Origin of the sequence: Propioniciclava soli (assembly GCF_014858005.1) — a bacterium.
Taxonomy (GTDB): Bacteria; Actinomycetota; Actinomycetes; order Propionibacteriales; family Propionibacteriaceae; genus Propioniciclava; species Propioniciclava soli.
The window spans coordinates 259,628-274,025 of the sequence record NZ_JACYOT010000005.1 but is presented as its reverse complement, the minus strand read 5'-3'; the positions used below and the strand labels follow the sequence as shown (position 1 = coordinate 274,025).

16 protein-coding genes are annotated in these 14,398 nt (G+C 70.6%); 4 read left to right on the top strand and 12 right to left on the bottom strand.

Annotation, left to right across the window (positions count from 1 at the left end; all coding sequences use genetic code 11):
• Positions 1-34: 34 nt before the first annotated feature.
• The 11 genes from IFY26_RS06430 to IFY26_RS06380 form a co-directional block, all read right to left on the bottom strand.
• Positions 35-454, bottom strand: a complete 420-nt coding sequence (locus tag IFY26_RS06430) for a vitamin K epoxide reductase family protein (protein WP_232548172.1) — start codon at positions 452-454, stop codon at positions 35-37.
• Positions 454-1,305, bottom strand: a complete 852-nt coding sequence (locus tag IFY26_RS06425; RefSeq protein ID WP_232548171.1) for a DUF929 family protein — start codon at positions 1,303-1,305, stop codon at positions 454-456. The genes IFY26_RS06430 and IFY26_RS06425 overlap by 1 nt, the downstream gene beginning before the upstream one ends.
• A 294-nt stretch (positions 1,306-1,599) precedes the next feature.
• The gene (locus tag IFY26_RS06420) at positions 1,600-1,806 is read right to left on the bottom strand and encodes a hypothetical protein (RefSeq protein ID WP_232548170.1); all 207 of its coding nucleotides are present in this window, start codon (positions 1,804-1,806) and stop codon (positions 1,600-1,602) included.
• 102 nt (positions 1,807-1,908) lie between these two features.
• Positions 1,909-2,349, bottom strand: a complete 441-nt coding sequence (locus IFY26_RS06415; protein ID WP_232548169.1) for an RbsD/FucU family protein — start codon at positions 2,347-2,349, stop codon at positions 1,909-1,911.
• 9 nt (positions 2,350-2,358) lie between these two features.
• A complete protein-coding gene (locus IFY26_RS06410) occupies positions 2,359-3,342 on the bottom strand; it encodes a LacI family DNA-binding transcriptional regulator (protein WP_232548168.1) in 984 nt (327 codons plus the stop codon).
• A 4-nt stretch (positions 3,343-3,346) separates the two neighbouring features.
• A complete protein-coding gene (locus tag IFY26_RS06405) occupies positions 3,347-4,762 on the bottom strand; it encodes a rhamnulokinase (protein WP_232548167.1) in 1,416 nt (471 codons plus the stop codon).
• A 17-nt stretch (positions 4,763-4,779) separates the two neighbouring features.
• Positions 4,780-6,693 carry an L-fucose isomerase gene (locus tag IFY26_RS06400; protein ID WP_269779165.1) on the bottom strand — a complete coding sequence of 638 codons (1,914 nt, stop codon included), beginning with the start codon at positions 6,691-6,693 and terminating at the stop codon, positions 4,780-4,782.
• Positions 6,641-7,693 (bottom strand): ABC transporter substrate-binding protein, encoded by a 1,053-nt coding sequence (locus IFY26_RS06395; RefSeq protein WP_232548165.1) that lies wholly within the window; start codon positions 7,691-7,693, stop codon positions 6,641-6,643. Before IFY26_RS06395 ends, IFY26_RS06400 begins: the two co-directional genes overlap by 53 nt.
• Positions 7,694-7,746: 53 nt before the next feature.
• Positions 7,747-8,784, bottom strand: coding sequence for an ABC transporter permease (locus IFY26_RS06390; protein ID WP_232548164.1), 1,038 nt, complete (start codon positions 8,782-8,784; stop codon positions 7,747-7,749).
• Positions 8,781-9,665, bottom strand: a complete 885-nt coding sequence (locus IFY26_RS06385; RefSeq protein WP_232548163.1) for a sugar ABC transporter ATP-binding protein — start codon at positions 9,663-9,665, stop codon at positions 8,781-8,783. Before IFY26_RS06385 ends, IFY26_RS06390 begins: the two co-directional genes overlap by 4 nt.
• A 15-nt stretch (positions 9,666-9,680) precedes the next feature.
• Positions 9,681-10,301 carry an ATP-binding cassette domain-containing protein gene (locus IFY26_RS06380; protein ID WP_232548162.1) on the bottom strand — a complete coding sequence of 207 codons (621 nt, stop codon included), beginning with the start codon at positions 10,299-10,301 and terminating at the stop codon, positions 9,681-9,683.
• Positions 10,302-10,516: 215 nt separating this feature from the next.
• Between IFY26_RS06380 and IFY26_RS06375 the strand changes: the two genes are divergently transcribed.
• Positions 10,517-11,068 carry a GNAT family N-acetyltransferase gene (locus tag IFY26_RS06375; protein ID WP_232548161.1) on the top strand — a complete coding sequence of 184 codons (552 nt, stop codon included), beginning with the start codon at positions 10,517-10,519 and terminating at the stop codon, positions 11,066-11,068.
• Between the two features lie 51 nt (positions 11,069-11,119).
• On the opposite strand, the gene IFY26_RS06370 is transcribed toward IFY26_RS06375, so the two are convergent.
• Entirely contained in the window at positions 11,120-11,680 is a 561-nt protein-coding gene (locus IFY26_RS06370; RefSeq protein ID WP_232548160.1) for a TetR/AcrR family transcriptional regulator, read from the bottom strand.
• Between the two features lie 88 nt (positions 11,681-11,768).
• On the opposite strand from IFY26_RS06370, the gene IFY26_RS06365 reads away from it, so the two are divergent.
• Genes IFY26_RS06365 through IFY26_RS06355 form a run of 3 tightly spaced genes read left to right on the top strand, consistent with a single transcriptional unit; the run spans position 11,769 to position 14,388 of the window.
• Complete coding sequence (locus tag IFY26_RS06365) at positions 11,769-12,617, top strand: mechanosensitive ion channel family protein (RefSeq protein WP_232548159.1); 849 nt, start codon at positions 11,769-11,771, stop codon at positions 12,615-12,617.
• A gap of 9 nt (positions 12,618-12,626) precedes the next feature.
• Positions 12,627-13,421 carry an NAD-dependent epimerase/dehydratase family protein gene (locus IFY26_RS06360; protein WP_232548158.1) on the top strand — a complete coding sequence of 265 codons (795 nt, stop codon included), beginning with the start codon at positions 12,627-12,629 and terminating at the stop codon, positions 13,419-13,421.
• 52 nt (positions 13,422-13,473) lie between these two features.
• Positions 13,474-14,388, top strand: coding sequence for a DUF4352 domain-containing protein (locus tag IFY26_RS06355; protein WP_232548157.1), 915 nt, complete (start codon positions 13,474-13,476; stop codon positions 14,386-14,388).
• Positions 14,389-14,398: the final 10 nt, after the last annotated feature.

Genomic DNA, 14,398 nt, shown 5'->3' with positions numbered 1-14,398 from the left:
GCAACGCCCCAGGCCGCCGGCGTCCTTGCCGCCCTCAGGCGTGGTTCGCGTACCAGGTGCCGAGGTACCCGCAGAACAGCGCCACCGTCACGACGTGGACCACCGTGCACCAGGAGCAGATCTGGCCAAGGCTGATCTCGCCGTAGATGAGGTAGAGCACGAACAGGACGCCGACGCCGGTGTAGCCCGCGCCCAGCAGGCGCGCCCGCTGCTGGGGGAGCCGGGGCTCCAGCACCCAGGCGAACACGGTGCCCGCCACGAACCAGAGCAGCCCGAGCAAGGCCACGGGGACGCCGAACACGTACGCCCACCGGCTGGTCGTGACCGACTCGCAATTCACGATGCCCGCGTCCGAGCACGCCAGGGTGGCGTTGCCCGTGAAGTGCTGGACGGTCAGGTACGCGGAAACGAGCAGCCCGACAGTCCACAGCCCCCGGCTGAGCCAGGCGCCCATCAGCCGATGAATTCGGCGGCGGCCCGGACTCCGGGAGCCTGGCACACCTCGCCCGGCTGGTTGCCCGTGAGGGCGCAGATGCGGGCGGTGTGCACGTTGGCCGCCCCGAGGATGCCCTGCGCCTCGGAGCTGTTGGCGTCGCCGAGGCGGGCCAGCACCTCGTCAGGGTTCGCGTCGGCGAGGAAGCCGCCGTCGTAGGACGCCCCGAGCTGGTGGGAGGTGCCCCAGTACGTCCAGGGAACGCTGCCGCCGGGATTGAACTGCCGAAGCGTGGCGTCGTCGTCGGCCGACAGTGTCTGGAGTGGTCGGCCCTCGGCGTCGGCGGTCTCGAATCCGTCAAAGACGATGAGATCGCTCGCATAGGTGGCGTGCTCGTAACTGACGGTGGGGATGCTCGACTCATTGGCGGGGGTTCGGGACGCCTCCAAGCCATCGAACGTGCCGAACCGCGACAGCGCGATGGTGAGCGCCCAGCGTTCCATGCCGCAGTAGGGGCAATACTCCGTGCCCACGTACAGCACACGGGGCTTCCCGTCGACCATGACTGGTTCGCCGCCCTCGACGGGGGTGGCGGCATCGCGCGCCGCGCCCACGCCCACGGCGTCCAACTGGGGGGCCGAGACCTGCGACAGGCCGGACACATAGGCGTCCGACCCCTCACCGGCCGCTTCGCGCTGACGTGCGGCGTTGGCGAGGAGCATGGCTCCGATGATCATCGCGAGCGCGACGACGACCGCCACGCCCACCATGATCATCCTGGTGCGCTTCCGGCGCACCTGCTCGGCGCGCTGCTGCTCCGCGATGCGCTGGCGCGCCGACACGGCCGCCTGCTTGTCTCTCCTGCTCGCCACCGGACCTCCTCCACTGCTCACCCGATTCTGGCACTCCACCCGTCCCCCCAAGAGGCGCCGACACTCACGTTTGAGACTCAAACGCCGGTTCCGGTGGCGGAGTTTGAGGACCAAACCGGAGTGTGAGCGGCGGCGACGACGTCTGCCGCGCGGCCGACACGCTGCTCCGCCTGAGCGTCGTGCACGGGTCCCCTGTGGACGGCCATGTCGACCTGCACGGCGCTGAGACCGGACGCCGCGAGCTTGGCTTCCAGATCGGCCCCAGGCCGCGGTGGGCCGGGGCACGGACTGGCCTCACCGCGCGCCGGCGTCCGCCACGGATCCGAGGTCTTTCGGCTCCAGGAGATCGGGGTCGAGACCCAAGTCGTCAACCACGCTTCCGTCCGGATCCTCGAGACGATCGGCATGATCGAGACGGGACGCGGTGCCGACGGCCACCGCCTGGGGCGACCGACGTTCCACCGCCGATTTCGGCTCGCCCGTCCGGTTGGGTTCGCTCACACTCCGGTTTGGGCCTCAAACTCCGCTACCGGAACCGGAGTTTGAGCCCGAAGTGTGCGTGTCGGCGCCCGGACGGGCGGGCCAGCCGACGCTCGCCAGACGTCAGGAGCCTGCGCGCACACCCACGGTCAGCAGCAGGTTGGCGTACAGGCGCTGGTCGGCCGAGACGATCACGACCGTCACGTCGCTCGCCCGGGCGGCCTCGTAGAAGTCCCAGCGCGTGATCTCGTCGAACGCGACGCCCGGCAACGCCGCCCGGTACTCGTCGTGGGCCGGGATGGAATCGGGACGCTCCGCACCGGTCGCGTCGTCGGCCGGAACCATCAACCCCGCCCGCTCGATCGGAATCGCCTGCCGCACCACGTCGAGGATCTGGCTCACGGTCAGCAGCCCGGGCGCGAGGTTCAGGTACACCCGATCGGCGGACGCCGGCGCCCCGCTCGTCACGGGGTAGTTCCCATCGGTGATCAGGAGCTTGCCGCCGTGGCCGGAGCGGCCGAGCGCGGAGAGCAGTTCGGGATGGATCAGGGGTCCGTACAGCATGGTTTCCTCTCAGGTGGACGCGCGGACGATCAGGGTGGGTTGGATGACGGACGACGTGGCCGCCTGACCATTCATCAGGAGGTTCAGCGACGCGACAGCCTGGCGTCCCACGCCGTGGAAGTCCTGGCGCAGCGTGGTCAGCGGCGGATGGAACGAGTCGGCCCCAGGAATGTCGTCATAGCCCACGACGCGGACGTCGCCGGGGACGGAGCGGCCGGCCCGCCACAGCGCGTGGAGCGTGCCGAGCGCCAGTTGGTCGTTGGCGGCGAACACGCCGTCGATGTCGTTTGGCAGCGCGCTGACGAGCGGCACGGCCGCGGCGGCGTCCCAGGAGTCCGCGGGCAGTACCAGCTCGGGCATCCCTGCCTCCGCGCACACCGCCCGGTAGCCCGCCAGGCGGAGGTGGGCGTCCATCCAGTCCGGCGGCCCCGACACGTGCGCGACGCGCCGGCACCCGACGTCGAGGAGGTGGGTCACCCCCGCGCGCGCCCCGGCTTCATGGTCCACCGCGACGCCGACCGCCGTCGCCGGCAGCCGGTGCACGCGTCCCATGACGACCGTCGGCATCAACGCGGCGATCTGGTCGACCCACGGGCTCGGCTCGGTGCGGCCGCCGAGGATGATGATGCCGTCCGCCCCCATCGGCACCAGCTCACGGATGTCCGCCTCCTGAGTCCCGGGCGGCAGGACGGACGTGGACGTGTGCAACCCCAGCGCGGCCAATTCCTCGCAGATCGCCACGAACGCGGCCACCTGCCCGTGGAACATCTGGACGGCGTTGATGACGTGCACCGACCCGGTGCGGTGGGCCGACAGGGACCGCGCGGCCAGGTTCGGTTGGTAGTTCAGCCGACGCACGGCCTCCAGCACGCGCTCCCGCGTGGGTTCCGCCACCAGATCCAGCCCACGCACGACCCGGGAGGCCGTCACGACCGACACCCCCGCGTCGGCAGCGATGTCGCGCAGGTTGATCCGCTTCCCCCTGTTGTTCATGCCCTCATTCAATCCCACGCGCGGCCGGGTCGAAGGTGCGCGTCGCGGTGGACGCCGTGATCACCCCGGCGCGCTCGTCCGGCCCGAACGCACCCGTCAGCTCCAGCTGCGCGAGCAGCGAACCGAGCGCAGACGCCTCGGCCGGCCCGGCGACCACGGGGACGCCCACGGCGTCGGCGGTCAGCTGGCACAGCAGACCGTTGCGGGAGCCGCCGCCGACGACGTTCACCTGATCGGGCGGTCGGCCGGTGAGGTCGGCCAGGTCGCGGACGCCGCGCGCGTACCGGGCCGCCAGCGACTCGAGGACGACCCGCACGGTGCCCCCCTCGTCCAGCGGCGGCCCACCGCCGGCCGCCACGGCCGCGCCGATGCGCTCCGCCATGCCCCCGGGCCGGGCGAAGCCGGCGTCGTCGGGGTCGATGAGGACGCCGGCGCTCGGCGTCGCGCTGGCCCGCGTCACCAGCTCCGCGATGTCGTGGCAGGCGCCGGCCCGGCGCCACTCGCGCTGGCACTCCTGCAGCATCCACAGGCCCGTGATGTTGAACAGGGGGCGCAGCCCGCCGCCCGCGCAGGCCTCGTTGGTCAGGCCCAGGGCGCGGGCGGCGTCCGACAGCAGGGGTGCGTCGTGCAGCACGCCGAGCACCGACCACGAGCCACAACTGAGGAAGGCCGTGGTCGAGCTCACCGCGCGCGGCAACGCCTGGACGGCGCACGCGCTGTCGTGGGCCCCGCCGCGCACGACGGTCAGCCGCTCCAACCCGGGCAGGAGGCAGGGGCCGACGACGGTGTGCTCCGGCGTCACCCCACCGAACCAGGAGCGGGGGAGGCCCAACGCGGCGAACACCTCGTCGGAGAACGTCCCCGCGCCCGGCCGGGTGAGGGCGGTGGTCGAGGCGATGGACCGCGACCACCCCAGCTCGCCCGTCAGCTCCCGGACAAAGTAGTCCGGCAGCGGGAGCACGCGCTCGACGCGCGCGGCGGCGTCCGGCTCCTCGGTGCAGAACGCGAAGAGCTGGTTCGCGGTGTTGATCAGCGCGGGCGCCGTCCCGGTGGCCGCCCAGACGGCGGCGTCGTCCAGCCGCTCGCGGAAGGCGGGCAGCGTCCGCTCGGTGCGCTCGTCGCGGTAGGCGCGCACCAACGTGACGCGCTCACCCGCGGCGTCCAGGGCCGCGAAGTCCACCCCCCAGGTGTCGATCGAGACGGTGGCGGCGTCCGGAAACCGCTCCACCCCGGCCCGCAGGCCGGTGGCGATGTGGCCAAGGATGCCGTCGACATCCCAACACAGGTGCCCGTCGACGCGCTGGGCCTCGTGGGCGAAGCGGTACACCTCGGTCTGGCGCACCGCCTCGCCGTCGAAGGACCCGGCCACGACGCGGCCGCTCGAGGATCCCAGATCGACGGCGAGGGCGGTGGGTGCCATGGTTCAGCTCCCCTCGATCAGCCGTACAGCGGGCCGAAGGTGGCGCAGGCCCGGAAGTCGGCTCCCTCGGCGTCCTGCGTGCCGAACGACAGCCACGCCTTGGGCCGGAACACCTGGTCGGGCGCCACGTTATGCATGTTCACCGGGATGCGCAGCATCGCGCACAGCGTGATGAGCTGCGCACCGATGTGGCCGTGGCTGATCGCGCCGTGGTTGGCACCCCAGGCGTTCATGACGTCGTAGACGCTGGTGAAGGCGCCCTCGCCGGTGAGGTTCGGCACGAACCAGGTCGTCGGCCACGCCCGGTCGGTGCGCGCCTCGATGGTGGTGGCCACCTCGTCGGGCAGCTCCACGGTCCAGCCCTCGGCGATCTGCATGACCGGGCCGAGCCCGTCCACCAGGTTGACCCGGCACATCGTGACCGGTACCTCACCCGCGGAGCGGAAGTGCGTCGAGAAGCCGCCGCCGCGGAAGTAGCCCACGTTGGCCGGGTGGAACGTGGTGGCCCCCAGCATGGCCGCCTGGTCGTCCTCGGTGAGATCCCACCAGTGCTTGATGCCCGGCTCGCCGTCCACCGTGGCGGCGAACGTGCCGTCCAGCGTGGTGGAGCCGGAATTGCGCAGGTCGATGATGCCGCCGGACGCCCGACCCTCCAGCCGGTGCCCGGTGACGCGTTCGACCGCCTCGGGGCTCCAGTAGGTGCGCACGTCGGAGAAGAGCTGCGCCTTGTTCGTCAGCAGGTGGTTGAACAGCATGGACGCGCCGTTCAGGGCGTCGTTCTCCGTTGCCATGATGTGGGGCGGACGCGGCCCGTTCCAGTCGAACTGGGTGTTGAGCACGGTCTCCATCACGTCGCCGTTGGGCATGCCGTCGGTCCACTGCCGCTGGCCCTGGAAACCGGACGCCAGCGCCCCGTGGCCCAGCGCCTCCTCGCCGAAGCCGAGCTCGGCGAGCCGCGGGTTGCCCACCATGAGGTCCCGCCCGATGAGCGTCATCTTCGTGCAGTAGTCCCACCAGTCGTCGTGCTGGTCGGTCATCTGGTCCTCGGCCGGGTTGAAGTCCTCGCCTTGGGTCAGGTTCTCCCGGATCCACGAGCGCGCCTTCTCGTACTCGTCGGGGTCGTAGATGCCTTCGCGCACCCGCCGGTCGAACTCGCTCATGTCGATGTACTCGTTGCGCATGCCGAGGTACTTCGACCAGAACTCGTCCTTGACGACCGACCCGGCAATACCCATGGACACGCCGCCCATCGCGAGGTAGCTGCGCCCCTTCATGGTCGCGACGGCCAGGCCGGCGCGGGCGTAGTCGAGGAGTTGGGTGCGCACGGCGTCCGGGATGGTCTCGTCGTCGGCGTCCTGGACGTGTTCGCCGTAGATCCCGAACGCGGGAATGCCCAGCTGCGCGTGGCCGGCGAGCGCGGCCGCGAGGTAGACCGCACCGGGGCGCTCGGAGCCGTTGAAGCCCCAGATCGCGTGCGGCATGGTGCGATCCATGTCGATGGTCTCGGTGCCGTAGCACCAACACGGTGTCACCGAGAGGGTGAGCCCGACGCCCTCGCGGCGGAACTTCTCGGCCGCCGCCTGGGCCTCGGGAACGCGGCCGATCGTGGAGTCGGCGATCACGCACTCGATGGGGGTGCCGTCGGGGTGGCGCAGTTCGGCCGAGTAGAGCGCCGCGACCCGCTCGGCCATCGCCATCGTCTGGTCCTCGAGGCTCTCGCGGACGCCGCGGCGCCGGCCGTCGATGATGGGGCGGATGCCGATCTTGGGGTGTGGGAACTGGGGCTGCGGGGACTGGGGTTGCTGGGTCACGATGGGGACACTTCCTTGGGTCGGTGGTGGGGGGCGGGTGGACCCGTGGGCCCACCCGCACCGGGGGTCACTCGTAGAGGTTGGCGGCGATCTGCGGGTCGTCGATGTTGGTGGCGTCATACCAGGCGTAGCCGGAGTCGATGACCTCGTCGAGCGGGAGGTCGTTGATCGCGCGGACGGCGGCCTCCACCGTCAGGTAGCCCATGCGCACCGGGGACTGGGTGACGGCACCGGCCTCCTGGCCGCTGCGGATGGCGTCCAGCTGGGCTTGGCCGGAGTCGAACCCGACCACCGTGAGATCCTGGCCGGACTCGACCGTGCCCTGCAGCGCGCCGATGGCCGACGCCTCGTTGGAGCCGTAGATGCCGACCATGCCGGGGTTGGCCTGGATCAGGGCGCGGGCGGTGTTGGCGGCGAGCCCGACCTCACCGGCGTACTGCGGATCCAACGAGGTGATCTCGGGGGCGTTCTCGGCCATGTACTCCTGGAAGCCCTCGCAGCGCTGCTGGCCGGTGGCGGAGGTCTGGTCGTGGCAGACCAGGCCGACGGTGCCCGTGCCGCCCACCAACTCCACCATGTGCTCGGCCGCAGCCGCTGCGGCGGCCCGGTTGTCGGTGGAGACGGTCGTGAGCGGGATGTCGGATTCCACCCCGGAGTCGAACGCGATGACGGGGATGTCCGCGGCCTGGATCTCCTCGAGAACGGGGCCAGCCGCCCCCGAGTCGAGCGCCGCGAAGCCGATGGCGGCCGGCTGCTGCTGCAGCGCCGTCCGCAGCTGGTCGAGCTGCTGGGTGATGGCCTGCTCGTTCTCCGGGCCGACGAACTCGACGCGGTAGCCGTAGTCCTCACCCGCCTGCTCGGCCCCCTCGCGGACCGCCTGCCAGAAGCGGTGCTGGAAGCCCTTGGAGACCAGGTAGACGGTCTGGGTGCCGTCGCCCTTCGGCAGGGTGGGGTCGGCCGCCAGATCGCCCGACGGCGCAGCGGTGGTGGACGTCGTGGCCGGCGCCGCAGGCGTCGTGCCGGTGGCCGGCGAGGTGGTTCCGGAGCCGGAGGTCGAGCAGGCCGTGAGCCCCAACAGGAGCACGGACGACACGGCCAGTGCGGAGCGCAGAGTGCGCATGGCGGTTTCCTTTCGTGGGGGGAGGACGGGCCTCCCGGTGGTGGGGTGGTGGATCAGAGGGAGGCGGCGCGCTTGCGTCGCAGGATGTCGGCGTAGACGGCCATGAGGACGACGACGCCGGTCACGACGAGCTGCCACTGCTGGGCGACGCCCATCATCTGCAGCCCGACGCTGAGGGTCATCATGAGCAGCGCGCCCATCATGGTGCCGACGATGTTGGCGCGTCCGCCGGCCAGCGAGGTGCCACCGATGACCACGGCGGCGATGACCTGGAGCTCCATGCCCAAGCCCTCGGCCGGCTGGACGAAGCCGAAGCGTCCGGAGTAGAGGATGGCGCCGAGGGCGGTGAAGACGCCGGCCGTCACGTACACCAGGGTCTTCCAGAGCCGCACGTTGATGCCCGAGAGCCGCGTCGCCTCCTCGTTGGAGCCGATCGCGAGGGCGTAGCGCCCCAGCAGCGTCTTGCCGAGCAGGACGGCGGCGACCACGCCGAGCAGGATGAAGATGAGCGCTGCGTTGGACAGGAACGGCAGCAGGCGGCCGTTGGAGATCCAGGCGTAGTCGGGGTTCTCGATCCGGATCGACGAGGAGCCGGAGATGATGAGCGACAGCCCGCGGGTGACCATCATCATCGCGAGCGTGGCGATGAACGGCGGGATGTCGAGGAAGGCGATCAGGATGCCGTTGACCAGCCCGATCGCCACGCCGACGCCGAGGGTGAGGAGCAGGCCGACGCCCAGCGGCAGGTTCATGAACGCGCTCGACATGAACACGCCCGCCATGACGGCGCAGAACGTCATGCCGGTGCCGACGGACAGGTCGATGCCGCCGGTCGCAATGATGAATGTCGCACCCAGGGCCATCGTGCCGATGGCGGCCGCCTGGAGCAGGATGTTGGGGATGACGACGACGGGGTCGAAGTTGTTCGCGAACGCCATGAAGAAGGCGAAGACGACAATCAGGGCGGCGAACACGAAGAGTTGCTGCAACGAGGCACGAAGGGCGTCCCGCACGGGGGAGCGGCGCTCGTCCGTGCCCTCGGGGGTGACGGGGACGGGTGGGGTGGTCGGGGCGGTGGCGGCGGTGCTCACGAGACGTGTCCTTTCAACTGGGCCTTGCCCACCGTGGCGAGCTGCATGATGGATTCCTGGTCGGCTTCGGCGTTGTCGAGGAAGCCGGTGATGCGGCCGTGGGCCATGACCGCGATGCGGTGGGAGACGCGGAGAACCTCGGGCAGTTCCGAGGAGATGACGATCACGGCCTTGCCCTGGGCCGAGAGTGACTCGATGAGTTCGTAGATCTCCTCCTTGGCGCCCACGTCGATGCCGCGGGTCGGCTCGTCGAAGATCAGGACGTCGCAGTCGCGCACGAGCCACTTGGCGATGACGACCTTCTGCTGGTTGCCGCCGGACAGGTTGCGCACCAGCTGGTTGACGCTCGGCGTCTTCACGCGGAGCCGTCGGGCGTACTCCTCACCCGTGGCGCGGATCTTGGCGTCACGGGTGTAGCCGGCCGTGCTGAAGTCACCCATGGCGGCCAGGGCGGTGTTGGCCTTGACGTCGTGTTCGAGCACGAGCCCGTAGCGCTTGCGGTCCTCCGACAGGTACCCGATGCCCGCGCGGACGGCGTCCGCCGCCGACCGGATGCGCACCGGGTGACCGTTCACCGCTATGGTGCCGGACTGGCGCGGATCGGCCCCGAAGATGCAGCGAGCGACCTCGGTGCGACCGGCCCCCATCAGCCCGGCGAACCCCAGCACCTCGCCCCGGCGCACCTCGAAGGACACGTCGGAGAGGAAGTTGCGGGTGGAGAGGTTCTCCACGGCCAGGGCGACGTCGTCCGAGCGTCGGTGTGGGGCCGGACGCGCGTCCCCGGAGACCTCGCGGCCGACCATCATCGAGATGATCTCGCGCATCTCCACCTCCCGCGTCGCGACCGTGCCCACGTACTGGCCGTCGCGCAGCACGGACACCCGGTCGGTGATCTCCTAGATCTCGGGCATGCGGTGGGAGATGTAGATGAGGCCCGTGTCGGGGGCCACGAAGTCGCGGATGAGCTCGAACAGGGCGTCGCTCTCGGCGAGGGTCAGCGCGGCCGTCGGCTCGTCCATGACTAGCACCTTGGAGTCATAGGACAGGGCCCGGGCGATCTCGACCATCTGCTGGCGCGCCACCGACAGGTCGCGGATGAGCGCGCGCGGGTCGAGTGCCTTCATGCCGAGGCGCTCGAAGAGTTCACCGGCCCGTCGATTGAGCTGGCTGTCGCGCACCAGGCCGCGGGTGTGGCTCTGGGGCCTGCCCAGGAACAGGTTCTGCGCGACCGTCAGGTCCGGCACCATGTTCAGTTCCTGGTGGATGATGCTCAGCCCGAGCTCGCGGGCGTGATTGGTGTTGCGGACGTGCACCTGCTGGCCCTGGAGCCAGATCTCGGCCCCCGGGTCGGGGGTGTAGATGCCGGTCAACACCTTCATCAGGGTCGACTTGCCCGCACCGTTCTCGCCGCACAGGCCGAGCACCTCGCCGGCGCGCAGATCGAGGTTCACGTTCTGGAGCGCTCTGACGCCGGGGAACGTCTTGGAGACGTTCTTCAGCTGCAGAAGAGTGTCCACGGGGTACTCCTTCGTACCGGGTTGTGATGCTTCGTGTTGCAGCGATGATAACGCTGTCATTCCAATCGGGCAACCCAGCGCCTGCGTCTGTTGGGGCCCGACACGCACACTCCGGTCTCAAACTCCGCTTCCGGTGGCGGAGTTTGACGACCAAGGTGGAGTTCGAGCCGACAGGAAGGGGCGGTGTCGTTGACCCCTGCGTTTACGGTGACCCCATGAACCGCCTGCCGCCGGTCGTCACGCTGCGTCCGTCCACGCTCGCCGACGCCGACGTCATCGCCGGATGGGGATCCGATGACGCGTTCTGTCGCGCGGCAGACTGGACGGTCGGGTTGCCGCCGGATCGCCTTCTCGCGTTCCACCGGCGCCTGGTGACGGACCCCCCGACCGGACTGCTCCGCCTCAGCGTCGTCCACGAGGTGCAGGTGGTCGGCTACGTCGACCTCTACGGCACAGACCCCGGACGCCGCCAGCTCGGCTTCCTCATCGGGCCACGGGAGCGGTGGGGCCGGGGGTTCGGCCTGGCCGCGGCGCAGGCAGGCGTGCGCCACGGGTTCGACGTCCTCGGCCTGGACGAGATCTGGGCCGAGGCCCTCGACGCCAACCGCGCCTCCGTCCGAATCCTCGAGAAGATCGGGATGATCGAGACCGGACGCGGCGACGACGGCCACCACCTGGGCCGTCCGACGTTCCACCGCCAGTTCTGTCTCACCCGTCCGGTCGGACTCGCTCACACTCCGGTTTGGGCCTCAAACTCCGCGACCTGAACCGGAGTTTGAGCCCGAAGTGTGAGTGTCGGCGCCCGGATCCGGGGCGCGTCAGCCGAGCAGCCGCGACACCGCGGCGGACGCCAGCGCCCGCACCTCGGCGTCCGGGCGCGGCGCGTAGAGCAACTGTGTTGCCGCCCCGTGGGCGAGCGCCACGAACGTCCAGGCGACGCCATCGGCGTCCACCTCCTCGCCGACGCGGCCACGCGCCTGCTCCTCGCGCACCCAGCCCGCGATGGTCGCACGCAACCCTGCGTCGGACGCCGCGACAGCGCCGGCGATGCGCGCGTCATGGGCGGCGCGTTCGGTGAACGCGGCCGCCTCGAGCGTCGTGGCGCGGGACGCGGCGTCGCCGGGCATCAAGGACATGAACACCGCCACCAACCGCTCGGCCAGGGGGCCGGAACCCACACCGAGCGACGGCGCGCCCTGCCGGTGCCGGATGTACATCGCCCGAACCAGCTCGTCCTTGGAGCCGAACGCCTTCTGCACGGCCCCGAGCGACCACCCGGACGCCGACGCCACCGCCCGGAAACTCACCGCCCCCAGGCCCTCACGCGCCAAGATCGAAAGGGCCACATCGGCGAGTTCGGTCTGGCGGGGCGAGAGCACGAATCCCAGCCTAGCGAGCGGGCCGCTGCACCCGGCGGGCTGGGTCGGGCACAATGGCCCCCATGGTGGACGAGAGCGCGGCGCGCTGATGCCCACGTCGATCACGTGGCAGGGCGCGCTGCTGGCGTTGCAGATCTTCGGCGCCGGCCTCCTCGTGTCCTATGCCGTCCGGTGGCTCGCCCGCCGGCTCCTGTTGTGGCGCGGCCGCGGCCCCAGCTCCGCGGCCGTGTTCGCTCAGGTCACCCAGTGGGTCGTGGTGTTCGCGTTCCTGAGCGCGGCCATGACGGTGGTGTTCCCGAGCGTCCGCCCCGTCGACATCCTCGGTGGTGTCACCATCGTCTCGGTGGCCGCCGGTATCGCGTTCCAGACCGTGCTGGGCAACATGTTCGCGGGCCTCGTCATCCTGGCCCGTGACCGGTTCCGCGTCGACGACCAGATCTCGATGGACTCCCTCTCCGGCACGGTGGTCGCCATCGGCCTGACCTCCACCGTGGTGCGCACGTTCGACGGACGCCTCGTGGTCGTCCCGAACACGGTGCTGCACGACAACATCGTCACCGTCCAGACCGGGTATGAGCAGGTGCGCAGCACGGTCACGTTCAACCTCGACCCGGGTGCCGATTTCGAGCATGCCCGCACGGTTGCGCTGAAGGCGCTCTACGACATCCGGGGGGTGTTGAACGACCCCGAGCCCAAGGCGCTGCTCACCGAGGTCGACGAGGCGGCGGTCACCCTGGAGCTGCGTTTTTGGACCGGATCGCTGCAGCTCGAGACCCTCGAGGCCCGCAATCTGGTCGTCTCCCGCGTGCTCCAGGCCTTCGCCGCGCAGGGGGTGGCCACGCAGTCGGCCACCGTGATGATCGAACCCGGGCCGGTGTTGCGCTCCCTGCTCAACGGCTCCCTGCGGCCGCCCACGTCCTCACCGGCCGCTGACTAGCATGGGGGCATGGCAGCGAAGCAGAACTCACGGCGCAAGGTGCTCATCACGGGTGTGACCGGCAATCTCGGCCTCGTGCTGGAGGAGCGGTTGGGTGAGGACTACGACCTCGTGACCCAGGGTCGTCACCCGGCGAACGAACACCAGGAAAAGACCATGCACAAGGTCGACCTCGACGACTACGACGAGGTTCTCGGCATGATGGAGGGCGTCGACACGGTCGTCCACCTGGCGGGCGCGGCCTCCCCCGATTCGGAGTGGGACGCCGTCCTCACGGCCAACATCGTCGGCCTGCGCCACGTGCTGGAGGCGGCGCGCGAGTCCGGCGTCCGCCGGGTCGTCTTTGCCTCCTCCAATCACGCCATGGGCATGTACGACCGCCACGAGGAGTGGCCGGTCTACCCCCACCACCTGCCGCGACCGGACTCGCTCTACGGCGTGTCGAAGGCGTTCGGCGAGGTGCTCGGCCGGTTCTACCACGACGAGTTCGGCCTGGACTTCATCGCCCTGCGCATCGGTTGGATGTCGGGCGACCCGATGGCGGCCGACGAGGACATCCTGCACGCCATGTGGCTCAGCGAGGACGACTGCGAGCACGTCATCCGCCGCGCCATCGAGGCCGAGGTGACGTTCGGCCTCTACTACGCGATCTCGGACAACCCGAACCGCCGGTGGGACCTCACGAACACCATGCTCGACCTCGGCTACCGCCCCCAGGACTCGTGGACCGACCGCACGACGGAGCAGGAGGAGGTCGTCGAGGGCGGCGCCGAGGTGCGCGACAACTGGCCCGCCGGTTCGTGACGCACCGCGCCCCGGGCGGGGTGGGGTCGCCCGGGTGCCGTAGTCTCCACCCATGACGAATCCCACCACGCCGTCCGATCCCGAGTGGGAGCCGGCGGATCCCGACGCCACCCGGGTTGAGCCGGCCGGGCATGGGGACGCCTATGCGGACGCTTACGCCGATGTCGACGCGGACGCCCCCGCGTCCGACCCGGACGCCTCGCACCTCGGCGCGCCGACCACGCACAGCGAGTACACCCGCGTGGAGTCCGGGATGGCTGAGACGGCCGTGACACCGCGGCCGATCACCAGCCAGTGGTGGTTCTGGGCGCTCCTGGCCGCCCTGGTGGCGGGGCTCGTCATCTGGGCGCTGACCTCGTTTCGCGGCAACCAGAGCGCGACCCCCGCGGCGACCCCCACGCCGTCAACCGTCGTCACGGCGACCGCGACCACGTCGCCCAGCGCGACCGCGGAGCCCAGCCCGAGCGCGACGGCGAGCGCGACGGCGAGCGGGACGGGAACCCCGTCCCCGTCGGCCACGTCGACGGCGACGACCACCCCCGGCAGCGACCTGGGCGACGCGGCGGGTGAGGAACTGCACCCGCTGGGCAGCGTCGTCTCTTCGGGCCCGTTGGACCTCGTCGTGCACAACGCAACCTTCGACGAGCCCTCCGGTGGCACGCGCCGCCTCGTGGTCGACGTCACGGTCACCAACAACGACGCTGCGGCCCTGCCCCTCATCCCCGGCCAGTTCGTGGCGGTCACGCCGCAGATGTCCGGTGACCAGGTCGAGTTCGTCCGGCACCAGCTGGACGAGGCGGCGACCGCCGACCTCGGCACCGCGATCTTCGACGCGCAGGTGCAGCCCGGTGAGGCCGCGCAGGGACAGCTCGTCTACGAGGTGCCGGCGGACGCCGTCGCCTACGCCCTCGCGTTCCGTGGCACGACGGACGCCTCGATCGTCGGCATCGACCTCGGTCGCCCCTGACCCGGCGGCG

Excerpts from the sequence above, each read along its gene's own strand:
- IFY26_RS06355 (WP_232548157.1), top strand. The coding sequence starts at position 13,474 with ATGACGAATCCCACCACGCCGTCCGATCCCGAGTGGGAGCCGGCGGAT.
- IFY26_RS06405 (WP_232548167.1), bottom strand. The coding sequence starts at position 4,762 with ATGGCACCCACCGCCCTCGCCGTCGATCTGGGATCCTCGAGCGGCCGC.
- IFY26_RS06375 (WP_232548161.1), top strand. The coding sequence starts at position 10,517 with ATGAACCGCCTGCCGCCGGTCGTCACGCTGCGTCCGTCCACGCTCGCC.
- IFY26_RS06430 (WP_232548172.1), bottom strand. The coding sequence starts at position 454 with ATGGGCGCCTGGCTCAGCCGGGGGCTGTGGACTGTCGGGCTGCTCGTT.
- IFY26_RS06410 (WP_232548168.1), bottom strand. The coding sequence starts at position 3,342 with ATGAACAACAGGGGGAAGCGGATCAACCTGCGCGACATCGCTGCCGAC.
- IFY26_RS06365 (WP_232548159.1), top strand. The coding sequence starts at position 11,769 with ATGCCCACGTCGATCACGTGGCAGGGCGCGCTGCTGGCGTTGCAGATC.
- IFY26_RS06415 (WP_232548169.1), bottom strand. The coding sequence starts at position 2,349 with ATGCTGTACGGACCCCTGATCCATCCCGAACTGCTCTCCGCGCTCGGC.
- IFY26_RS06360 (WP_232548158.1), top strand. The coding sequence starts at position 12,627 with ATGGCAGCGAAGCAGAACTCACGGCGCAAGGTGCTCATCACGGGTGTG.
- IFY26_RS06400 (WP_269779165.1), bottom strand. The coding sequence starts at position 6,693 with ATGACGCCACCAACATCGACGACCCGCAGATCGCCGCCAACCTCTACG.
- IFY26_RS06395 (WP_232548165.1), bottom strand. The coding sequence starts at position 7,693 with ATGCGCACTCTGCGCTCCGCACTGGCCGTGTCGTCCGTGCTCCTGTTG.